Below are 22,240 nucleotides of genomic sequence, written 5' to 3'. Positions count from 1 at the left end.
CTATTTTACGCCTGTCCAGACGCGAGTTTGCGGTAATCCGACGGGGCCGAGCCGAATGCTTTTTTGAACCTTAATGAAAAGTAGAAGGGCGAGTGCAAGCCAACCCGCGAGGCGATGTTTTGAATCGGCAGATTTGTCATCGTGAGGAGTTCTGAGGCGACCTTCATTCTTTCGGTCTCAATGAGCTCGCGAGGAGAAAGAGAGCTTTGGGACCTAAGCACAGCAGTCAAGCGCGAGGGAGAGAGTCCGACCCCTTTTGCCAATTCGGCTACGCCGATGTCTTCGCTGAGATGGAGCCGGATGAATTCGAGCGAGGCGGCATGGATTCCGGCAGCGTCGGTTCGAGGGATCTCAAGTTCCAGGAGTGCGCCTTGGATCGCGTGAAGCGCATGGAGTTTGGTCGCTGCATTGACACACCGGTGGAGCCACCGCTCGCACTCCTTCGGAGCGTCGAGGATTAGTCGGTAAGGGGCGTTGCCTACTAACGTGTCGGCATAGCCTTCAAAGGCTCCTGCAAAGGCGACGTGGACCCAAAGTTGCTCCCAGTGAGAAGCACCTTTTCCGACGCTGTAGTCCTGGGGCACACCGGGACGAACGAACAGGAAGCTCCCTTTGGGGCACTGGGTTTGGTCGAAGCGGCCCGCTCCGTCCATCGTGTAAAGAACAAGCCAATTTGGGGTTCCCTGGTCTCGGCGGATTCGGTAGCTTAGGTCCTCGCTGGCGTAGCCAGCAATCACAACAGTCTCTCGTCGAAGAGCCGGATCGTCGTACGGCATACAGTTGAATATTATATGCCTTGAATTGTTCTAACACTTATTCCAGCGTGCAAACTGACGGAAAATGGACGCATGAATCCTCGTGAAACCTTTGAAGCAGACGGGTTCTTTGTTTCTCGTTCGATGTTCTCTGCTGATGAAATAGAGCAGTTTCGATCGCATTACGAGAGCATCCGGCAGCAAGGTCGTTTCTTGGATGCGAACATCGCCGATCCGACGTCTGATGATCCTCTGCAACGGTATCCCCGACAGATGCAGATGCATCGTGATGATCAGCTTTCTTTGGACTTTTTGTGCGATGCGAGGATTGATGCCGCGATTACGGAGTTGACCGGGCTTTCTCCGCTAGCGGTGCAGACGATGTTCTACTTCAAACCTCCGACTGCGCGCGGCCAAGCGCTTCACCAGGATAATTTTTATCTAAAGGCAGCTCCTTCGACCTGCATTGCGGCATGGCTTGCTGTGGACGACTGCGACGAGGAAAACGGGTGTTTGATGGTGGTGCCGGGGACGCACACGTTGCCGACGATGTGCTTGTCTAAGTCGGATACCACGAAGTCGTTCACGAGCGTTGAAGTGACCCTTCCCGATGGAATGGCGGCGGTACCGGTCGTCATGAAGGCGGGAGACGTCCTCTTTTTCAACGGTCAAGTGATTCACGGCTCGAATCCGAACACGTCCGGCTCGCGCTTCCGGCGGAGCCTTATTGCTCATTACGTTATCGGCGACTGCACCACAGTTGGCCAATGGTACAAGCCGGTGTATCGCATGGATCAGACGATTGTCGAGCTGGAGACCTCGGTTGGCGGAGGACAGTGCGGCGACTGGGTTGATGTTGGCGGCGAACTGAGAATCGAGATGTTTGATCCGTCGGATCGCGATCTGCTGTTGCTGACCGAGTAAGCCGTTGAATGACTCGGGTCGCAAAGCAAACACTGTAAGAGCGGCGCTGAGGCGCGCGCAGTCAAAAAGGAGTTTGGAGCGGGTGGCGGGAATCGAACCCGCATGATCAGCTTGGAAGGCTGGAGCTTTACCACTAAGCTACACCCGCTTAGAGTGTCTAGTATACCGCAGGGTTATTTGAGCGTCTGCAAGTGCCAATCCAAAATTTGATTGAACGGCGTCACCATATCTTTAAATCCATGCCCTTCACCGGGGACGACGATGAGGTTGTTCTTGATTTTCAGCCCGTCCAGCTTAGACTTGAACCACTCACTCTGCTGGATCGGGACTAGCAAATCCTTATCGCCATGGATCAAAAGAGTCGGCGGGGTCTTTTCCGAGACGTAGGTTGCGGGAGAGTACAGCTTGCCGATCGCGGAAAGTTTGTCTTCAGGCGACTTAGTATCGACTCCAAAAGTAGCGCCGTATGCTCCGACAAGCAGCGGATTCTTGAACGCCGCACCGCCTTCTTTGCCGTAGTTCAGGAAGTCGGTTGGAGGAAACAGAACAGCGATTGACTGAACTTCGCTTGATGTCTTCAGAAGAACATCCGAGCCGACGGGGACGCAACCCTGGGTGCCAATCATGAGTGAAAGGTGACCGCCCGCACTAGCGCCTGAGACACCGAACTTGTTCGGATTTACTCCCCATTGCTTTGCATTTGCTCGAATGTCCTTGACCGCCCGATGGACTTGATCGAGGATCTCGCCCATCTTGTATCTCGGCTGGGCTCCATGAACCACTTGGAACAAGGTGACGCCCTTGGCGCAGGCGAGTTCGGCCATTGGAACACTGATGTTGTTGTGGTCGCTGACCCATCCGCCGCTGACCATCCAAATCACGGCGACTCCGTTTGGCTTGTTGGGTTTGAATACGTCGTAGGAAAACGCCGCTCCGCCTTGTTTATGATAGATGTGATCAACGATGCGCTCCTTGATTGCGGAGTCTTGGAGTGTGAAAGCTAAAGCGGCGAGGAGTTGCATTCGCGAAGGTTACCCATAGCAGCATCCCCGCCTTACGGTCGGTCTCTGGTGACCGCCCGGAAGGCAGGAGATACCCTAACAGAACTGAAAGTCCGGGGAGCCGAAGATCAGTTTCATCACTCCTGCCGCGACTTTGTTGGCGTTCTGTGGGGTGAGCCCTTGGCCGCCCATCTCCTTCTCTGCCGCTTCAGCTAGCTTCGCTAGCTTGGCACCCTCCAAAGGGGCATCGTAGACGCTACACAGCTTCTTGGCAATCCCGAATGTTGTCGGGTCTGCCGCGAGGAGTTGGTAGATCGGATACTTCAGGTTTCCGCCTGCGGCTCCGCGAGCATTGCCAAGTCCCATCAGCTTATTCGCCCATTGGATGCGTTCAACCATGGTGGCGGAGGTGATCCAGCTTTCTCCGGGTTTCCAGCCCGAGACGTCTGGCGGGAAGAGAATCCACATTCCCATCGCTTTGGATGTGACGTAAGCCCCCTGCGCTGGACCTAGGACGCCGCGCTTTTTGTCACCATCAGTCTCGGCGGCAATCCGAGTCCGGATGTTTTCGCCGATTCCCATCGCACGGAGGGTGGAGACGGTGAAGTCAATCGGGTTCTTGATGAGGCGCCGAACGACCTTGGGGGAATAAAACTCTTCGCTCAGCATGATACTTCGCAGCAAAACCTTGATGTCCAATCCAGAGTCGTGGAAGGTCTTGGCAAACGGCTTGATCGTTGCGGAAGTTGGGTTGTCAGAAACGAACCACTTCCAGATTTTTTCAGTCAGGAACTCAGCGGTGCGGGGTAGCTCGCAGATGTGGCTGATCACCTCTTCCCCTGTTAGGTTTCCGGTTTTACCCAGAACCGTCTTCACACCCGTATCGTGCAAAGGAGCTTTGAATACATATTCTGCACGGCCCTTCTTGCCTTTATTGTTTCGAGTAAAGCTCCATCCGGTGAACGCTCGCGATGCTTCTTGGATATCCTTTTCGGAGTAGTTCCCGACGCCAAGAGTGAAAAGCTCCATGATCTCGCGGGCAAAATTCTCGTTTGCTCGGCCCTTGATATTGAGTTGGCCGTCGAGCCAGATCAGCATTGCCGGGTCTTTCGAAGTCTCCATGAGGAGGTCTTCAAACTTGCCGAGGCCCTTGGTCACAAAAATCTCGTTCTGGGCAGCCATCAGATACGCCTGGGTCACTTTGTCGCCGCTAGTTGCAAAGTGGTTGTGCCAGAAACTCGCCATTTTATGAACAAGTGGTCGTCGGGTCATGAGCATCCATCCGACCCACCAACCAGCAACTTGCTGGACCTGAATGTTTCCCTTGTCGTTCTCCATTGACTCAACGGGAAACTCCAATTGCTCGTCGACGCCCTCAGGATTCAAAAGCTTTTCGACGGCACTCTTCCAGCCGTCCTTCACGTAGTAATCAATCTCTGCCTCACTTGCGCCGAAGCCAAATCGGCGAAGCAAATGAGCGACTCTCTCTCGATCAGTTAGTGCCATAGGTTACAGATACAGACGTTGCTCGCCGCTTGTCGTTCACAAAAAAAGTGAGACAACTGTTGTTGTCTCACTTCTTAACGCGTTAGCTCGATTGAACTTAGGCTTCTTGTGCAGTGGAAGCCTTGTAGGTGGCTTCGTTCACGAACTTGAACAGCTTGGTGCCGCCGTGGTTCGCGGTGAACGCATAGCGCGTCTGCTCTCCGGTCTTGGTCTTGCGAACCATCTTGATCTTGCGGACATCTGCATCCGGAACGTCGACGTGTGAACGAGTCTTAAGATTGTAGAACTGCATTGTTTTCCCCGTTTGCCAGAGCACTCCTCCAAGAGAAAGCTCCAACTTGTTTTAGGTTCAATTTGTTGCCAGACAGAGAATATCACAAACTCCGTAAATGTCAAGTCACTTTTTCGCGTGATTCTGCCCAAGTGATATGTTTCTTGGGCAGAATCGGCGGTTTTTCACCGGAAAGTGACGGTTTGGTCGATCGAAACGTGGCCATTTTGGGAATAACGTTCTACTCTGATCTGCTTCTGATCACCGACTTTCACACCTTCCATAGCCTGTGTGACGTCGCTGAGCGTAGTTACTTTGCTGTCCCCAATTCCAGTCAGAATGTCCCCGGCTTGCAGTCCCAACTTCGCAGCAGTGGAACCGGGTTCCACCGAGTTGATCAACACTCCGCTGATGTTTGCCGGAATCTTGTACCGCTTCTTGGCTTCTTCGGTGATCGTTTCGATTCCGACTCCGAGACGAGCTTTTCCTTCGCGAAGTGGCTCAACATCCTTTTCGGCTTCCGGTTTCAGGTTGAACCGCTTTCGCAGTTCGTCAATGTTTGGCATCTTACCGTCGCCGCCAAAGATGTCTCCGAGATCCTCCACTTGACCTTTCGGTGTGGTAGCAGGAGCAACTCGCTTAAACTCTTCCAGCTTGGCCGAGACTGTGCTTCGCTTGCCACCGCGGATGTATTCAACCTTCACCGTCGTACCTGGAGCATTTTTCAGCATCGAGTTGCGCAGATCCATCTGGCTCTCGATCGTTTCGCCAGCCACGCCGACGATCACGTCGCCTTTCTTAATGCCAGCCTTCTCGGCGGGCGAGCCCGGTGACACGTCTTCGGCAAAGGCCCCATTCTTCACTCCGAGGTCTTTCATCTCGATTGGCTTCAAATTACGCGGAACCACGCCGATCATCGAGCGAGTGATCTTGCCTTTGGAGATGAGTTGATCCGCTAAGAAGCGAACTTGGTTACTCGGGATTGCAAAACCGATTCCGTTCGAGCCTCCGGTTCGCGAAGCGATGGAGCTGATCATTCCGATCACCCGGCCGTCGATATCCACCAAAGGTCCACCAGAGTTGCCTTGGTTAATTGCCGCGTCGGTCTGAATCAGATCTGGATAAAACCTTGGGTCTCCGCCCTTCAGATAGTCGGGAATCATGTTTTCGCGACCAAGTGCAGAGACGTGGCCGAACGTGACCGAGTTCTCCAATCCGAACGGTGAGCCAATGGCCATGGTCATCTGACCAACTTTGACCTGCTTGCTGTCCGCCATTCCAATAGTTTCAAGGCCTTTCGCATCCACCTTTACCACCGCGACGTCCCATTCTGGAGCAGAGGTGACTTTTCCGGTGAGTTCACGGCCATCGTTGAGGATGATTGTCACTTCCTTTGCGCCAGAAACCACATGGTCATTCGTGATAATGTAGCCGTCCGCACGATAGACGAAGCCTGAACCCTCACTGCCGGAGATCGGGATCCGCTTGCCTTCACTGTCCTGACTACGCTGGGTCACCGTCTTGACGTGGACGACGGCGGGCTTCACGTACTCCGCCAAGTTAACGCCCATGTCGTTGAGTCCTCTCAATGAGACTGGATTGTCCCCGTTCGTCACTCCGACGCTTTGCAACGCCGGGCGAGTCTGAGCTAGGGCTGCAGGTGGGCGAATGCCTCCGTTGATGCCGATGACAGTTGCAAAGCCCAAAAGCGCGCCTCCAGCGAGAACGGCGTAGGCGGTCCAAGGTTTGAATGTATTCATGATTGGTTGAGTTAAGAAACGCCAGACGGAACCAGAAGGTTTCCGATTAAAGCGTGTCGTATGTCGAGGCGACATATGCAAAGTTCCGAGCGGTTCGCACAAACGCTTTGAGCACGGATTTCCGGACGTACGGATCCAAGTCGGTGACGACCATGTATTTGATCCCGTTCACCGTCTCGACAGTGCTGCTTGACCCGGATGTAATCGTCTCGTTCTTGCTCGGTTTCCACTGATAAACCGTCAACTTTTGAAGCCCATCGGTCAGTCGCATAGACAGCGATTTCCAATTCGATTTCGCGTTGGTTTGCATCGACTGGATCTGAAAACCGAAGGGCAAGTCCTTGGGGGCAGTTGGGAGGAATCCTAGAGCGCGTTCCGCTTCCTTGAGCGATGTCATACGGTTTCGAGCCCCGTATTCAAGGGTTTCATAACCGCCAATAGGGCTGATTTTGAAGATGCTCGCGTCGATTTTTGCAGGGAAGTCGACACGAAGAACTTCGTAGTCCAGCACCCATTCTTCTTCCTCGTAGTTATAAACCTCTTTCTTCATGACGTGCGCGGTTTCGTTGTCAAGCCAAAACCGAATTCCGCCAACTCGGGCTTCCCTAGCCATGGCAGTAATTTGAGTCACTGATCGATTCGCAACCTTACCACCTGGCTTTGCGTTGAGGATGTAGTTCTTAGCGATTAGAGGGATCCTAAAATCTGCATCTTCTTTGACACTCGCCGACGGCTGGACAATCATCATCTTTTCGTCCGGCAAAAATGTGTAGCTCTTCACGCCATCGTCCACACTCTCCTTTCCCTGTAGACGCAGCGGAGCAATGACGGACTGCCTGGTCTTTCCGTCGGCGGTTCGCGTGAGCTTAAACTTGACAGAGTCCTCTTCATTCTCGCTGTTATGTTGCGTGAGGATTGCTACCAAATTGGCCCGGTTATCGCCCCGAATGCTGCGATACAGTAGATCCCGACTAGAATCTGAGAACTGCTGAGCGCAGACCATCACGGGGCAAGCCGCAACCAGCATCGCAAACTGCTTAACGCGAGTAGCCAGTGAGGTGGACAAGTGGCGCTCCTGAAGTCGGGTCGGCCTCAGCGTCAATCATTTGGTCACGAGCGATCTCTCGCTCGAGTTCTTGATTCATTGATTTCGGTGGGGCAATTTTGTCTGCCCGCATCATGGCTGGGGCAAAAAGTGAGGCGATAAGCGCAACACACGCGATGCTGATTATCAACGGGGTTCGGCGGACCGGGCGGGGCCGAGTTGCGGCCACGAGCTGATCGAAGCTCAAGCGAGGCTCTGGGGCGGCTGGCATCTCCAGCATGAGTCCACGAATTCCTTCAAGAGTCTTGACTTCGGCAGCGCATGCCTCACACTCGAACAGGTGTTGGCGGACGAGCAGAGACTGCGTAGTTGATAGCTCACGATCTGAGTAAGCCGAGAGCAGGGGAGCAAACTGGTCGCAGTTCTTCATAGCATCCTCCCATAGGTTTCTGGCTGAAGCTTGACGAGGAAACCTCGGAGCTGGGTTCGGCCTCGATGGATTCGAGATCGAACGGTTCCGATAGATGTCTCCATGATCACGGCGATCTCCTCGTAAGACATTCCTTCGACATCTGAGAGTACGACTGCCATTCGGAACTCAGGGTTCATTGCGTTGAGGGCTTTTTGAACACTGTCTGAGTAGGAAGAGTTGATGAGTTCGACGCCTGGGCAGAAGCTCATGTCGGCGATCTCGAGAGCCTGGTCGCCGTCTCTTCCGCCGTGATCAAGCGAGGATGGCTTGAGCTTGTTCCTGCGTCGCACCATATCGATATGTGCGTTGCTGATGATGCGGTACATCCAGCTCAGGAATGGGAGCGAGCGGTCGTAACGGTGGAAAAATCGATAAGCGCGGACGAAGGCTTCTTGGAGCAGGTCTTCGGCATCCACGGAGTCGCCAGTGAGTCGATAAGCGACGGAGTAGGCTTGTCGATAGGCTCCGCGCATTAACTGCTCGAACTCCGCACTTGCGGAGATCGCTTCGGATTTGGATTTGAGCAGCGAGAGCATGGTATTTGAAGAAGCCTTACGCAAAGAATATCTGGAACAGTTCCAGAACGATCATTTTATTAGAAAACGTGCCAAAACCGCATCAAATACGAGGTTTGAGGCGGCGTTTCCGATGATTCTACGATGCGCATCACTAAGAGCTTGGATGATATCGGCTCGCTCTGGAGACTGCTGAGCGATCATGGTAGCGACTAGTTCAACGACTTTCGTGTTAGCCGCTCGAGCGCCGATCTTGGTAGAGGAGTCAAGTTCCTCGGCGAGGGATTTGAATCCGTCGGAGAGCTTGAGGAGTTGACTCGCATCGGCATTGACAAGCTGACGCGCGAACTGGGAGACCTTTTGGTAGAACTCCGGGTTCCCGGCGATTCGACTCAGCTGACCCGGTGAAGCCCCGGCCATCGTGATGAACTCGGGGGTTGCTTCAGGGAAGGCCTTCTTTAGCTCTTCATCTGATGGGAGCTCGCAGGCAACGACAAGGCAGCGGGAGAGAATCGTCTGGCGAATCTGGCTGATGCTAGTGGTGGTCAGGATGAGCTTAGCGTAGGAGGCGGGCTCTTCAAGCGGTTTCAAGAGCGCGTTTGTCGCCGTGTCGTTCATGCGCTCGGCATCCACGATCTTGGCGACCTTGTTGTTTGAGTAAAGCGGTGCAGTTCGGAGGAAGTCGACCAAGTGGGCAACGGGTGGTTCATTGGGCGGCGTCGGCGGAGTGATCTGATGGCGCCTAATGATTCGACTCGCACCCATCGGTTCAATGACGTGAACGTCAGGGTTTGCCCCGCGTCGGAAAGCATCGATCGCCCGTTGATTTCCCAGCCAGTGCTCAATTAGCGAGGTCGCCATGAGACCCTTGCCGCTGCCTTCAGGACCGTAGAGTAGAACGGCATGAACCCCCGACGCCGAGGATTCTAGTTTTGAGAGGATGCGTTTCGCTTTATGAAGCCCGATCATCCGCTTTATCCTTCGTGCTGGTAGGGAAATAGAAAATGGGGCGGATGATGGGTCTTGAACCCACGGCCTTCTGAGTCACAGTCAGACGCTCTAACCCCTGAGCTACACCCGCCGAGTTAGGCTCATAAGGATACCCAAAACGTCCGAGAGCCGAGTTCTTAACATTCTTAACAATCTGTTAATGAATGGTCGGTACCTTAGCAATGACATGAGCAACACGCGCACATGGATGTTTTCTGGTCTTCTCGCAGCCACGGTCATCGTGGGATACAGCCTCTTTGGCTGCGGCGACAAGGGCACGACCCCAGAAGGTTCCGGTTCCACCCCAACTGCAACGACTGGAGGCGAGGCTAAGCCCGCAGCTAGTTCAACGATTTCCATTGACGGAAGCACCACCGTCTACCCAATCGTTTCGATCCTTGCGGAGGACTTCAAGAAGGAGAACTCCGGAGTAGACCTCGTCGTGAACAAGGCCGGCACTGGTTCTGGATTCAAGAAGTTCATGGAAGGCAACCTGGACATCGCAACCGCTTCGCGGCCGATCAAGGACGAAGAAATCAAATCTCTCGAAGAGAAGAAGATCGAGTTCATCGAGATCCCGGTTGCCTACGACGGTCTAAGCGTCATCGTTAACTCTGGCAACACCTGGGCAAAGAACGTCACCGTCGAAGAGCTTAAGAAGGCTTGGATGAAGGGCAGCACGGTCAAGACCTGGGATCAAATCAACCCAAGTTTCCCGAAAGACCCAATCACCTTCCTCGGACCAACCGACAACCACGGAACGTTTGAGTACTTCACCGAAGCCATCAACGGCAAGAAGAACGAAATTCGCGAGTACCAACCAAACCAGGAGTACACCGCAATCGTCACCGCTGTTAAGGGCGACAAGAACGCGATGGCGTTTGTTGGCTACAACTACTACATCGAGAATAAGGCTGATGTGACTGCGTTGACCGTTGGCGGAGTCGCCCCGACCGAAACCACCATCGCCGATGGCACCTACACCCCGCTCAGCCGACCGCTGTTCATCTACGTAAACAAGAAGTCACTTGATCGACCTGAGGTCAAGAAGTTCGTCGAGTTCGCACTTGGCGACGCCGGAAACACGGCCGTCAAGGATGCATCCTACGTTCAACTTCCAGCCGACGTTCGAGCTGCCGTCAAAGCACACTTTGAGGCCGCCGAATCGGGTACGAAGATGAAAGACTTCAAGCCTGGCCAAAAGCTAACTGACGTCTACGGCAAGAAGTGATCTCTAGCGAAATCGACAAGGCGGTCGTCCAGCCCGGACAGCCGACGCTCCCAGAGTCTCCGTTCAACCGCGAACGGAGACTTTCGCGGTCTTTGCCTGAAGGGTTTGCAAAGTGGTTTTGCTTGATCTGCGCGCTCCTATCGGTGGTGACTACCGTCGGAATTGTTTACGTTCTTTTGAGCCAAGCACTTCCCTTCTTCGGTCAAGTCAATATAGCAGAGTTCTTCACCGGCCGCACCTGGAAGCCGACTCCTGAGCCTGGCACATACGGGGTTCTTCCGCTGGTCACGGGAACTTTGATGATCACCTTTGGAGCGGGGTTGTTTGCGCTCCCGCTCGGCCTGCTCAGCGCCGTCTACCTGGCTGAGTATGCCCGGCCAAAGGTCAGGGCAATTCTTAAACCCGCGCTCGAGCTTCTGGCGGGAATTCCGACGGTTGTTTACGGCTATTTTGGCCTGTTTGTCGTCACTCCGGCGTTGAAAAACATCTTCCCCGCTATCCAGTCTTCTAACGCGCTTGCCGGTGCGATTGTGGTTGGCGTCATGATTCTTCCGCTCGTTTCTTCGCTGTGCGAAGACGCAATCTCATCGGTTCCGAAGTCGCTTCGTGAAGGTGCCCAAGGACTCGGGGCGACAAAGGCGGAGACGATTTCAAAGATCGTCGTCCCGGCAGCCTTTTCAGGAGTTGTCGCTTCGTTCATCCTCGCGCTGAGCCGTGCGCTTGGCGAGACGATGGCCGTCACCCTCGCCGCTGGCTCGAATCCCGTGATCTCGCTGGACCCTACCAAGGGAATCCAGACGATGACTGCTTACATGGTTTCGACTTCAAAGGGTGATCTCGTTTACGGCTCCATGAAGCACTACTCCATCTTCGCAGTGGGCTTACTTCTCTTCGCCTTTACGATGATCATGAACATCATCGCTCGCCGGCTGGTATCCAAGTTTAAGCTGAATTACCAATGATCATCGACGCAAACCTTGCCGCCAATCTCGCCGCTCGGAAGCGGAAGGACAAACTCTTCCAGTTGGTCTGTCAGCTCGCGGCCCTTGCCGGTGTGATCCTGCTCGCAATCTTTCTGAGCAAGATTTTCATGGACGGTATCGGCAAGCTGAGCTGGAAGTTCATTACCGATGATCTCTCGAACCGAGCTCGCCGGACCGGGCTATGGCCAGCAATCGTTGGCTCGGCTTACGTCATGTTGCTGACGACCGCCATTTCGGTTCCAATCGGAGTTGGAGCGGCTATCTATCTCGAAGAGTTCAACAAGAAGAAAACTGGTCTGACGAACTTGATCCAACTAAACATCGCCAACCTGAGCGGCGTGCCTTCAATTGTTTACGGCCTGCTTGGCCGGGTGATGTTTATTGTTGTGATGGGGCTTGGCCAGAGCATCATCGCCGGTGCCTTAACGATGACCCTACTCATTCTTCCCACGGTGATCATCGTCACCCAGGAAGCTCTCCGCGCAGTACCGAACAGCTACCGAGAAGGGTCGCTCGCGCTCGGAAGTTCACAGTGGCAAGCAATCCGCCGCCAGGTGCTTCCCAATGCCGCTCCAGGAATTCTCACGGGAATCATTCTTTCGATCAGCCGAGCCATCGGTGAAACGGCACCCCTCATCGTCGTCGGAGCCGCCAGCTACGTGAGCAGCCTCCCTCACAGTCTCCGCGATAACTACACAGTTTTGCCGATCAAGATTTTTGATTGGGCAAACGAGAGCCAAGAGGAGTTTCACAAGGTGGCCGCAAGTGCCATTCTGGTGCTCATGGTTTGCCTTCTGGCGATGAACTCAGTGGCGATCATTCTTCGGGCACGAAATCAAGCGAAAGCGAAGCGGTAACCTAGTTGGCATATGCGCCCAGAGTCGCTTGCGTTCTTCAAAGAAATCGTCAACACCCCTTCCCCTTCGGGATTTGAAGAGCGAGCGGCAGAGGTTTACCGCTCATACACCGGGAGCTTTGCTGACAAAATCGTGACCGACGTTCACGGTAACGTCGCCGCGATCCTCAACCCCGGTGCCGAGATGAAGATCATGCTCGCAGGGCACATGGACGAAATCGGCTTCCTCATTCACTACATCGGTGACGATGGGCTTCTGTATTTCAGCACGATTGGCGGGCACGACTCCGCGATCCCCGTTGGTCAGGCCGTGTGGGTTCATGGGACAGAACGGATTGCTGGAGTCATTGGCCGAAAGGCGATTCACCTGCTAAAAGATGAAGAGCGGAAGAAGAAGCCGGAGATCGAAGACATGTGGATCGATATCGGAGCCTCTTCTCGCGAAGAAGCCGAAAAGTACGTCCAGCTTGGCGACTGCGTGACCTTTCAATACGAGTTCCAGCACCTCCTTGGAGACCGAGCTACCGCCCGCGGGTTCGATAACAAAATGGGCTCATTCATAGTTGCCGAGGCCCTGCGCTTGCTGAAAGAAGAGGGTGGTTTGGATGCAGGCGTTGGTGTTTACGCGGTTGCAACCGTGCAAGAAGAGATTGGCCTGCGAGGCGCGAGAACCAGTGCGTACTGGATCAACGCTCAGTCTGGCCTTGCCGTCGACGTGAACCACGCCATCGACTACCCTTCGGTTTCCAAGACCAAGCACGGCCAGCTTGATGTGGGTAAAGGCCCATCAGTCATGCGCGGAGCAAACGCGAATCCGATCGTTTTCAAAATGATCCGAGAAGCTGGCGACTCTAGCGATATCCCGTATCAGGTTGACGTCACCGGCGGGGGAACCGGAACGGATGGGAACGCGATGCAGCTCAATCGAGCTGGTATGGCGGTCGGAATTCTTGGAGTCGCCCTGCGCTACATGCACACGCCGGTAGAGGTACTGAGCCTCACTGACGTAGAGAACTGCGCAAAGCTCATGGCTGCATATTGCCGCTCAGTCAAGCCGGATACCGACTTCACCCCTCGAGTAATTCGTTAAGATTTCGGAAGATTGGGACTGTCCAGCCAGTATTTCAGCCTAACCTCTGTTATACTGAACGGTATTAACCTTGCAACGTTGCCGGGTTGTTGGTGATTTATGGCTCGAATTCCTGCTCTTATTGTAGTTTCGCTAATGGCTGCGGCTTCGCAGGCGTTCGTTCTCGACGACTTTTCGACGGGGAGCTTCAATAGCGGCTACTTCAGCTCCGGCTCCGTTAATGCCTGGGTCAATGCTTCTGGTGCTCAAGGTGGAAATCGCTTTCTATCATCCACTATCACCGCAAACCCACTGGGTGGCGACGCTCGCGCTCGCGTTGTGACAGTAGCAGGAATCTACTCCGTTGGTACGGAGTCGCAAGTTGACATCGTATCGCGCCTTGGCTACGGATTTGCCAACTCATCCCTTACGCCTGCTTCAAATCCGCTCAATACAGACCTCTCGCTAAATCCAAAGCTAGATCTAGTTTTTGATAGCAACGACGTTGCTCAACCAGTCACCGCCACGATCTATACAAATGGTGGAGCGAACACCCACACTCTGACGCTCAATGCGCCGGGCGGTATCGTTCCGAGCAGCCCTCAATCGCTCGTCTTCGATTTCACGAGCGTTGCAGGATTATTGACCGATGTGGATGCAATCGTGTTTGATTTCGATCCCTCCGCCGGCGGAGACTTCTCGCTGACAACCGTTCAGGCTGTCCCAGAACCAGCTTCGATTGCAGTTCTTGGGCTAGGCATCGCGGCTCTCAAGCGACGGCGCAAGTAAACTGATTGGCGTGCCCGAAGCAAAAGTAAGAATCGTCACCCTCGGGTGCGCAAAAAATGACGTTGACAGTGAGGAAATTGCTGGCGTCCTCCAGTCCTCGGGCTATCGAGTCGATGGAGTTTCTGAAACGACGGATGCCATTGTCATCAATACTTGCGGCTTTCTGGAAGCCTCAAAGCAGGAGTCGATCCAAGCCATCATCGACGCCGTTGCCGAGAAGAACGCGGGCCGAGCTTCAAAAGTCATCGTCGCGGGCTGTCTCGCCCAAAGACTAGGACCCGAGCTCATACGACTCGCTCCCGGAGCTGATGCTTACGTCGGTGTGGGGCAAATGGGTCGATTCGACGAGATCGTCCGCGACACCCTTCAACGCTCAGAACCTACAATTGATGTTGCCCCACCCCACCACCGCTGGGCAGATATCCCAACAAGAGCCAGATCGGGCCAACCTTGGAGCGCCTATCTTAAAGTCAGCGAAGGGTGTGACCACAAATGCACCTTCTGTACGATCCCTTCGTTCCGCGGCAAGCACGAAAGTAAACCCATCGAGCGAGTTCTAGCCGAAGCAACTCACCTAGCCAAGCAAGGTACTCGCGAAATCAATTTGATCGCTCAGGACGTGACTCAGTATGGCTATGATCTGTACAAGGAATTCACTCTTCCAAAGCTTCTTCGCGAACTCAATGATGTCGAGGGACTGGATTGGATTCGCATACTCTACTTCTATCCCAACCGCCTGACTGACGAAGTCATCGAAGCGATGGCAACACTTCCCAAGGTTGCGAAGTACATCGACATCCCGCTCCAACACGCTCACCCAGACACCCTACGGCGTATGAAACGACCTTGGGATGGAGAGCGGTACCTGAAGATCTTTGACAAAGTGAGAGCAGCAATGCCAGACGTCTCGATCCGAACAACGTTCATCGTCGGCTTCCCTGGAGAGACCGGGAAGGAATTCCAATATCTTCTGGATTTCACCGAGGCAGCTCAACTCGACAGAGTTGGAGCGTTCATGTTTAGCCAAGAGCCCGGCACTCCGAGCCACGACATGCCGGGGCAAGTGAGCCAAAAGGTGAAAGAGGATCGATATCACAAATTGATGAGCCTTCAGCAAGAGATTTCGCAAGAAGTCAACGACGGCTGGGTTGGCCGGTCGCTCAGGGTCCTCGTCGAAGACCAACGTGATGGCTGGCTGATCGGCCGATCTCATCGAGATGCTCCGGATATTGACGGCCTTGTGTTTTTCAAGGGGGACGCCAAGCCAGGCGAGATGGTGGATGTCGAGATCACCGAGGCTGAACCGTATGACCTCTTCGGCCAACAAGCCGGAAGCAGTATCAAGGCACGTAAAAAAATGGAGCCATTGCGCATGGCCCCACCCAAAGCTCCTCAGTAAGGAACTTAGTTGCCTCGGATGAGGCTGAGAACGTTTTGGGGAAGGTTGTTGGCCTGGGCTAGGATCGCCGTTCCGGCTTGCTGCATGACCTGATATTTGGTGAACTGAGTCATTTCCGAAGCCATATCGACGTCGCGAATCGCGCTCTCAGTCGCCGCCATGTTCTCCTTGGCGGCCGCCAACGAGCGGTTGTTCGATTCGAGGATGTACTTAGTGAACTGACCGATTCGGCCTCGTGACGCGGAGACTTGTTCGATCGCTCGGTCAATGACCTGGATCGCCTGAGAGGCCCCGGTGGCAGTCGAAAGATCGATGTTAGAAAGGTTTACGTTCCCCAGGATGTCGTTTCCTAGGTTCGACGCGGTGAGGTTGGGAAGCGAAAGTTGGGCGGTTTGGTTAACGTTCGCCCCAATCTGGAAGCTTGCAACACCCGCGGCGACTTGACCGATGGTAGTGATTGCGCCGAGGTTCGTATTCCCGAACTCTGTGATCCGAACAACGTTTCCGTCGGCATCGCTGAGTGCCAAACCGTCCATCGCGTTTTTGCCGCCCGTGAAAATCGCCGTCCTCGTGGAGCCGTTGACACTGATCGAAGCAGTTGCAACTGCATTGGTTCCGGTGGGTGCGACGTTGGTTCCCGAAGCAGAGATCACTCCACTAGGATCCGTAAAGTTGATCGCCTGTGAAGCACCGTACTTTGAACTCGACAGTGTAATCACGTTTGTTGTCGAGTTGAAGTTTGCAGTGACTCCGGTCTGGCCGGATGAAGAGTTGAGCGAAGCAACAACCGCAGCTCCTGTTGTTCCGGATGGGAAACTAAAACTCGTTCCGTTGATGTTAACGGAACCTGCATTGAGGACGACTCCACCGGCGAGCGTCGCGGAAGCGAACGTAGCTCGAGTCGCCTGGGTGCTGACGCTGACACTGACTAAACCGTTCGAGGTGATTGGCGTCCCCGCGAATGTTCCCGCGAAGGACATTCCCTGGATTCGAGAAGCATCGCTGATTTGCGCTTGAACTCCAGAAGAGCCGTCCAACAGTCTGCGCGTGCCGAACTGAGTATTGAGTGCAATCCTGGTGACCGACGACGCGATGGAAGAAAGCTGATCCTGGTTAGCTTGAATCTGAGATGCCGAGAGCGTCGCAGAGTTTCCAGCGGTGATTGCCAGTGCCCGTGCATCTGAAAGGAGTTTGTTGACTTCAGCAAGGGCGGCTTCGGCGGTCTTTGAAAAGTTGATCGCGTCTTGGTTGTTTCGACTTGCCGATTCGATCGAGGCGATTTGTGCCCTCAGTCCTTCGGAGGCAATTAACCCTGCGGGATCGTCCCCAGCGGTATTGATCCGCATACCCGAGCTCAACCTTGTAATCGAGTCTTGCAGGCTCGAACCGCTCATCGAGGCGTTTCGATGGGCGATCATGCCCGGCATATTGGTGTTGATTCGGAATGACATCTATCGTTGTCATCGGCGCAAACCCACGTATCTTTACCAGCTTGTGAGGTTTTCCGCAAAAACTTAGAGTAGTCGGTAAGATATTGGTATGAGCCTCGTGAGCCAAGTCGGTCGCAAGCGTCCACGCGCCAGGTTCGCAATGGGGTTCCTCTATCTCCTTCTCACGCTTGGTGCGCTCACCACGGTTTATCCGTTCCTGCTGATGGTCAGCACCGGACTCAAGGGTCCTACCGACCAAAACGATACCTCCGTTGTTCCCGTTTATGTCTCTGACTCTAACGAGCTGCTGAGCAAGTACGTGGACGATAAGTACGCGGGGAATTTGGAGATGATTGGCTCGACCCGGATCGGCGATGAAGGAGACGTCGCCGAATATGATCGTTTCCTGATGGCCCTGCCGAACGATATGTGGACGGCTGGATTTCGCCTCGCCCCGAACCAGGTCACGAGCCGGGTGACTCAGCGTTATCAAACATGGCTCCGCACGAAGTTTGCTTCCATCGAAGAACTTAACAAGGCTTACATCGAGGAGAACGTCGCCTTTCAAACCGTTCAACCGCCCACCGAGCAGTTAGAACGGGCTACCTGGGAGCCGCTCGCCGCTCAGAGATACAGCGATTGGCTCGAGTTCAAGAAGACATTGCCTGCCGAATATCGGATTCCCGTTCGCACCACTCGTTTGTGGCAAGAGTATCTACGAACGACATACAAAAACCGGATTGACGATGTTCCCGCAGATCTGAAGGGTGCAGCGAAATCGTTTGAGACAATCATCACTAAGCCATCCGATCCGCTCTACATGAAGCAGCTTCCCGAGCGGTACCAGAACGGCACCGCCGAAGAGCTTTGGACGGCTTCGCATACGGGGCCGATGCCGATCGCGGCGGCAGAGAAGGATTTCGTTTCGTCAAACGCCAGCAAGATCAAACAAGAGTTCGCCGGGCGAAACTTCCGCTACGTTCTGGACTACATCCTTATCAACGGTCGGGCAGTTCTCAACACGATCATCTTTTGCGGACTCGCGATACTGACTCAACTCGTTGTGAATCCTCTTGCCGCCTACGCGCTATCGCGGTACCCGATCAAAGCGTCGGGGAAGATTCTTCTCTTCCTGCTTGCGACAATGGCATTCCCCGCTGAAGTCGCGATGATCCCGTCGTTCTTGTTGCTCAAGGACTTGCACCTACTGAATACCTTCGCAGCGTTAGTCCTGCCTGGAATGGCGAGCGGATACATGATCTTCCTCCTGAAGGGCTTCTTCGACTCACTGCCTACCGAACTGTTTGAGGCAGGGCAGCTTGACGGGGCCCCTGAGACGACGCTTTTGGCTCGAATCGCAATCCCGCTGACAAAGCCCGTTCTCGGCTACCTCGCGCTCATGGCGTTCATGGCGAGCTACAGCACATTCATGTTCGCGTTCCTGGTCGCCCAAGATCAGAGGATGTGGACGCTGATGGTTTGGGTTTATCAGCTTCAGACGACGGCACCCAAGGCTGTCGTCATGGCAGCCCTTGCGCTTGCAGCACTGCCAACACTCCTCGTGTTCCTGTTTGCCCAACGGGTCATCATGAAGGGAATCGTCATCCCTGGCGACCGGTAGCAGTACAATCTTCGGGTGGCCCCGCGCGACGCCGAACAGCAGAAAGAGCAAGTCCCGGTGATTACCTGGATGCTCATTTTGTTGAATATCGTGATCTACATCGCAGACCGGAGGGGCGGACTCTTTGGGCCCAGCATTGTGTACGGCGACCTTTCGCTCCGGGCTCCCGAGGTCATTTCAGCTCTCCAGGGCGGATCGGACAGGTTCCCGATTGTCACTCTCTTCACCTCAATGTTCCTGCACGGAGGCCTGATGCATCTCGCCACAAACGTGATGTTCCTTGGCGTGTTTGGACCCCCAGTTGAGCAAGCAGTCGGTGCCTGGCGGTTCCCCCTTTACTACTTGGCATGGGGAATCTTTGCTTCAGCTTGTCACATCTATGCCGCTCCTTATCGAAACGTCCCGACTCTTGGGGCAAGCGGGGCGATTGGTGGTGTTTTGGGTTGCTTCTTTTTGCTCTTTCCTTCGAATCGAATCATTATTTCGCTCCTCGGCTGGCTTGAGTGGGAACTGCGAGCTTGGCTTCTTCTCGGGGCGTGGTTCCTGTATCAGATCTTTGTTCCGCAGGAAGGCGTGGCTACTTGGGCGCACGCGGGCGGGTTCTTAGCTGGTATGTTAACTGTGCTTGTCATCGGGGGTAGGACGGCGATTCTACGCGAGCACCCCGAACTGATTGAGCTTGACGACGACGCGTCATGAAGAAGTTCACCGATTCGCAGATTTCCTTCGTCGCTATCGCGATCCTCACCGCGCTAGTTTGCGCTTTTTCGATCAGCAAGAGAATCCAGGTTGAAAATGCCAACCAGTACGTGATGTTTGCTGCGGAGGTCGACACCATCCAGTCTTACTCTGCCGCCCAAGGCATGACTTTGGAACAGGGAATCAAGGAACTGAAGACGAAGGGACTGAACGGTCTTGTCGTTCCCGAAGAGACCATCGGTGAACTCATTTCGGATGGTCGGGCAGAACTGACTGGGGTGACTGTCGCCTCCAAAGATCAAGTTCGGTCGCTTCTGTTTGCAGACGAAGAGACGGTTAAGCGGGTCACGCGTGGCATGGGAATTCGGTTTGGCGAACTCGTAAAGACCGTCGTGCCCCGGGACCGCCGGCTTGCGCTACCTCCGGTGGACACTGGGTCCCTCCGATCAACGGCGATTGGGCTAGATCCTTTGGTCACCCGGCTCGCTAAGGAAAACGGCCTTGGAATCATTGCCCGATGCGCCAACCCTCCAGGTGTGACTTCCAAAGCAGTCATCGCGACCCTCGAGTGGGCAAAAGAGATGGGGGCAACAATCTTCCTTGCTCAAGGAGAGCAGGTGCTTGGTCGGCGCAACGCGATGGACGCCACGGTGTCGACTCTCCAGTCGACAGGACTCCTTTATGCATCGCCCGAATTCGCAAAGCTCGGAGGCGACGTTGAAATGCTCGGGAAAGTCGGCGACCAAACTGTTCGTTTGCACTCAGCCCAAGCCGCTGAGCTTGACAAACTAAGCTTGGATAGCGCCATCGAAAGGTTCCGAAAGGCTGCCCGAGAGCGAAACATGCGGATTCTTCTCTTGAGGGGAATTAGCAACGCTTCCGATGCCCCGATAACGACGTTTGGCGAATTCATTCAGACCATCAGCTATCAACTTCAAGCCGAGGGCCTCAAAGAGGGGCAACCTCAGCCGTATCAAGAACCCGGCGTACCCAAGACAGTCAAGATGTTGATCGGCCTTCTCTCGGGAATTGGAGCCGTTTGGGTCGGGGTGAGACTTCTTGGCGATAATCGGGGCCTCATCGTCGGAGGGCTCGGCGGACTCGCGATCTTCCTTGGTTCGACTCGCGAGGGAACCGCTCTACAACTCGCCGCTCTGATGGCATCGCTCGTTTTCCCTTGTGGCGCATTTTTCTTCATGCTTGAATCAAAGCTAGCGCCCTGGATCGGTCTGATCACTAGTGCGCTGCTCGCAATGGTTTCAGGGATGTGCGTTGCCGGGCTACTCAATGGAGTTGAATACTACATTCGAGCCGAGACGTTTCCCGGAGTCAAGATTTCCGTTTTCCTGCCGGTGCTGATCCTTGGCGTTATCGGATTCGCAAAGCTGAACAGCCTCAAAGATGCTCTGAAAGACCCAATCACTTGGGGAGCGGCGGTCACCGGGCTGGTCATCATGGCGATCATCGGCTTGATGATCCTGCGGACTGGAAACGACAACCCTAACACGGTCAGTGGCGGTGAACTCGCCTTCCGAGGATTGCTAGAACAGCTCCTTCCCGTCCGGCCCCGCTCAAAGGAGTTCCTTCTCGCGTTCCCTGCGCTCTTCGTGGGGCTTGCGATGCTTCACAAGGCGCACTACGATTCGGCTCAGCTCGGCAAGATGCGAGGGTGGGTTTCATTGTTACTGATGCTCGGAGTGGTTGGTCTCACCGATGTCGTCAACACGATGTGCCACCTCCACACCCCGGTGATGACTTCAGTGATCCGAAACATTGAAGGAATCATACTGGGCGGAATCGTTGGACAGATCGTTTGGCTAGTGGTGCAAAAGTTCTTGGTGAAGCAGATGGAGATTTTGAATGGCTAAGATCGTGATGGCGGGCTATCTGGGGTGCGGCAACCTTGGCGACGATGCGGTCATGCTTGGTGTCATGGACCGCCTTGGTGACCATGATTACACAATCATGAGCGGCAGTCCCTCAGAGTCGAATCAGAACTTTGGGATCCGGGCAATCGACCGTCGCGATGCTCGATTGACGGATAGCGTCATCAAAGAGTCCGACGCGGTGATCTTCCCTGGCGGCTCAATTTTCCAGGACGTGACCAGCGCCAAAAGCACGATTTATTACAACGGCATCGTCAAGATCGCGAAGAAGCACGGCAAGAAGGTGATCTTTCTCGGGCAAGGTGTGGGGCCCCTCAAATCTTGGATCGCCAGGAAACAGGCTTTTGCCGCGTTTTCGGCAGCCGATCTCATCACTGTCCGAGATCCTGGTTCGTTGACCGTCCTCAGAGAAATCGGGATTCAGAAGAAAGTTCATTTAGCTGCGGATAGTGCGTTCCTCATGACGGAACCCATCCGAGATGGCGACGAAGGAAAATACCAAGTCGGCGGGATGCCCTCCGTCGCGATTGCTCCTCGACCAGCAGTACGCAAAGGAGTGGATGTTGTGACACTATTCGGCGAGACTTGCCGGTTGCTGTACCAAGCCGGGTATGCCCCTAACCTGATCGAGATGGATTCCCACGAGGACGGCCCCCTCATATCGGCAATCTCCAAACAGCAGGGTGGACGAATTCCCGAGATCAAACGTCTTGGAACGCCTCGAATGAGTCAACTGAGGTTCGCAAGAATGGAAGCAGTCATTGCGATGCGTCTTCATGCGGGAATTCTGGCGGCGACGGTTGGCGTACCACCCATCATGATAAGCTACGACCCGAAAGTGACGGCATTTGCACGGCAACTGGACATCGGGGCCGCACTTCCGCTGGAAAGTTTGACTCCCCAACGCTTGTTTGACTCATTTAGAACGCATCATAAGAACATGGACAAGATGCGGCCCATCGTCGAAAAGCAGCGCAAAGTGCTTCTGGCGGAAGCGATGAAAAGTGTCGAACTCGCCAACGAAATTCTGCGATAAAC

General features: G+C 54.4%; 21 protein-coding genes and 2 tRNA genes. 11 read left to right on the top strand and 12 right to left on the bottom strand.

All coding sequences use genetic code 11. The features are described from left to right. Positions 1-5 precede the first annotated feature (5 nt). Positions 6-776 carry a helix-turn-helix domain-containing protein gene (locus WCK51_05505; GenBank protein MEI7576328.1) on the bottom strand — a complete coding sequence of 257 codons (771 nt, stop codon included), beginning with the start codon at positions 774-776 and terminating at the stop codon, positions 6-8. A 72-nt stretch (positions 777-848) separates the two neighbouring features. Here WCK51_05505 and WCK51_05500 point away from each other — a divergent pair, with 72 nt between their 5' ends. Then, positions 849-1,679, top strand: coding sequence for a phytanoyl-CoA dioxygenase family protein (locus WCK51_05500; GenBank protein ID MEI7576327.1), 831 nt, complete (start codon positions 849-851; stop codon positions 1,677-1,679). A 74-nt stretch (positions 1,680-1,753) separates the two neighbouring features. On the opposite strand, the gene WCK51_05495 is transcribed toward WCK51_05500, so the two are convergent. From WCK51_05495 to WCK51_05450, 10 genes are all read right to left on the bottom strand, one after another. After that, positions 1,754-1,827, bottom strand: a tRNA-Gly gene (locus WCK51_05495). Between the two features lie 25 nt (positions 1,828-1,852). Beyond that, complete coding sequence (locus tag WCK51_05490; GenBank protein MEI7576326.1) at positions 1,853-2,701, bottom strand: alpha/beta hydrolase; 849 nt, start codon at positions 2,699-2,701, stop codon at positions 1,853-1,855. Between the two features lie 75 nt (positions 2,702-2,776). Further along, positions 2,777-4,186 (bottom strand): DUF1800 domain-containing protein, encoded by a 1,410-nt coding sequence (locus WCK51_05485; GenBank protein ID MEI7576325.1) that lies wholly within the window; start codon positions 4,184-4,186, stop codon positions 2,777-2,779. A 97-nt stretch (positions 4,187-4,283) separates the two neighbouring features. Beyond that, positions 4,284-4,478, bottom strand: a complete 195-nt coding sequence (locus WCK51_05480) for a hypothetical protein (protein ID MEI7576324.1) — start codon at positions 4,476-4,478, stop codon at positions 4,284-4,286. A 164-nt stretch (positions 4,479-4,642) separates the two neighbouring features. After that, complete coding sequence (locus tag WCK51_05475; protein ID MEI7576323.1) at positions 4,643-6,217, bottom strand: trypsin-like peptidase domain-containing protein; 1,575 nt, start codon at positions 6,215-6,217, stop codon at positions 4,643-4,645. 46 nt (positions 6,218-6,263) lie between these two features. Next, positions 6,264-7,283, bottom strand: a complete 1,020-nt coding sequence (locus WCK51_05470) for a hypothetical protein (GenBank protein MEI7576322.1) — start codon at positions 7,281-7,283, stop codon at positions 6,264-6,266. Then, entirely contained in the window at positions 7,255-7,692 is a 438-nt protein-coding gene (locus WCK51_05465) for a zf-HC2 domain-containing protein (GenBank protein MEI7576321.1), read from the bottom strand. The genes WCK51_05470 and WCK51_05465 overlap by 29 nt, the downstream gene beginning before the upstream one ends. Then, positions 7,689-8,270, bottom strand: a complete 582-nt coding sequence (locus WCK51_05460) for a sigma-70 family RNA polymerase sigma factor (protein MEI7576320.1) — start codon at positions 8,268-8,270, stop codon at positions 7,689-7,691. Before WCK51_05460 ends, WCK51_05465 begins: the two co-directional genes overlap by 4 nt. Positions 8,271-8,321: 51 nt before the next feature. Continuing rightward, positions 8,322-9,218 (bottom strand): ATP-binding protein, encoded by an 897-nt coding sequence (locus WCK51_05455; protein MEI7576319.1) that lies wholly within the window; start codon positions 9,216-9,218, stop codon positions 8,322-8,324. Between the two features lie 36 nt (positions 9,219-9,254). After that, positions 9,255-9,330: transfer RNA gene (locus WCK51_05450), tRNA-His, on the bottom strand. A 69-nt stretch (positions 9,331-9,399) separates the two neighbouring features. Here WCK51_05450 and WCK51_05445 point away from each other — a divergent pair. From WCK51_05445 to rimO, 6 genes are all read left to right on the top strand, one after another. After that, positions 9,400-10,470, top strand: coding sequence for a PstS family phosphate ABC transporter substrate-binding protein (locus tag WCK51_05445; protein ID MEI7576318.1), 1,071 nt, complete (start codon positions 9,400-9,402; stop codon positions 10,468-10,470). After that, positions 10,467-11,432 (top strand): phosphate ABC transporter permease subunit PstC, encoded by a 966-nt coding sequence (pstC, locus tag WCK51_05440; GenBank protein MEI7576317.1) that lies wholly within the window; start codon positions 10,467-10,469, stop codon positions 11,430-11,432. The genes WCK51_05445 and pstC overlap by 4 nt, the downstream gene beginning before the upstream one ends. Beyond that, positions 11,429-12,310 carry a phosphate ABC transporter permease PstA gene (gene pstA / locus WCK51_05435; protein ID MEI7576316.1) on the top strand — a complete coding sequence of 294 codons (882 nt, stop codon included), beginning with the start codon at positions 11,429-11,431 and terminating at the stop codon, positions 12,308-12,310. Before pstC ends, pstA begins: the two co-directional genes overlap by 4 nt. A 12-nt stretch (positions 12,311-12,322) precedes the next feature. Further along, complete coding sequence (locus WCK51_05430; GenBank protein ID MEI7576315.1) at positions 12,323-13,399, top strand: M20/M25/M40 family metallo-hydrolase; 1,077 nt, start codon at positions 12,323-12,325, stop codon at positions 13,397-13,399. Between the two features lie 135 nt (positions 13,400-13,534). Next, entirely contained in the window at positions 13,535-14,167 is a 633-nt protein-coding gene (locus tag WCK51_05425) for a PEP-CTERM sorting domain-containing protein (GenBank protein ID MEI7576314.1), read from the top strand. Between the two features lie 10 nt (positions 14,168-14,177). Next, entirely contained in the window at positions 14,178-15,566 is a 1,389-nt protein-coding gene (rimO, locus tag WCK51_05420) for a 30S ribosomal protein S12 methylthiotransferase RimO (GenBank protein ID MEI7576313.1), read from the top strand. 5 nt (positions 15,567-15,571) lie between these two features. Here the strand turns inward: rimO and WCK51_05415 are convergent, their stop codons facing one another. Next, the gene (locus WCK51_05415) at positions 15,572-17,017 is read right to left on the bottom strand and encodes a flagellin (protein MEI7576312.1); all 1,446 of its coding nucleotides are present in this window, start codon (positions 17,015-17,017) and stop codon (positions 15,572-15,574) included. Positions 17,018-17,105: 88 nt separating this feature from the next. Here WCK51_05415 and WCK51_05410 point away from each other — a divergent pair, with 88 nt between their 5' ends. The 4 genes from WCK51_05410 to csaB are packed head-to-tail and all read left to right on the top strand — an operon-like array spanning position 17,106 to position 22,238. Further along, positions 17,106-18,617, top strand: a complete 1,512-nt coding sequence (locus tag WCK51_05410; protein MEI7576311.1) for a carbohydrate ABC transporter permease — start codon at positions 17,106-17,108, stop codon at positions 18,615-18,617. A gap of 15 nt (positions 18,618-18,632) precedes the next feature. Continuing rightward, complete coding sequence (locus WCK51_05405) at positions 18,633-19,316, top strand: rhomboid family intramembrane serine protease (protein ID MEI7576310.1); 684 nt, start codon at positions 18,633-18,635, stop codon at positions 19,314-19,316. Further along, positions 19,313-21,184, top strand: a complete 1,872-nt coding sequence (locus WCK51_05400; GenBank protein ID MEI7576309.1) for a DUF5693 family protein — start codon at positions 19,313-19,315, stop codon at positions 21,182-21,184. Before WCK51_05405 ends, WCK51_05400 begins: the two co-directional genes overlap by 4 nt. Beyond that, positions 21,177-22,238, top strand: a complete 1,062-nt coding sequence (csaB, locus tag WCK51_05395; GenBank protein ID MEI7576308.1) for a polysaccharide pyruvyl transferase CsaB — start codon at positions 21,177-21,179, stop codon at positions 22,236-22,238. Before WCK51_05400 ends, csaB begins: the two co-directional genes overlap by 8 nt. The last annotated feature ends 2 nt before the right edge of the window (positions 22,239-22,240 follow it).

The organism is Armatimonadota bacterium, from assembly GCA_037138755.1.
Taxonomy (GTDB): Bacteria; Armatimonadota; Fimbriimonadia; order Fimbriimonadales; family Fimbriimonadaceae; genus Fimbriimonas.
Note: the sequence above shows the minus strand (reverse complement) of the source record. Positions and strands in the feature narration are given on the sequence as shown.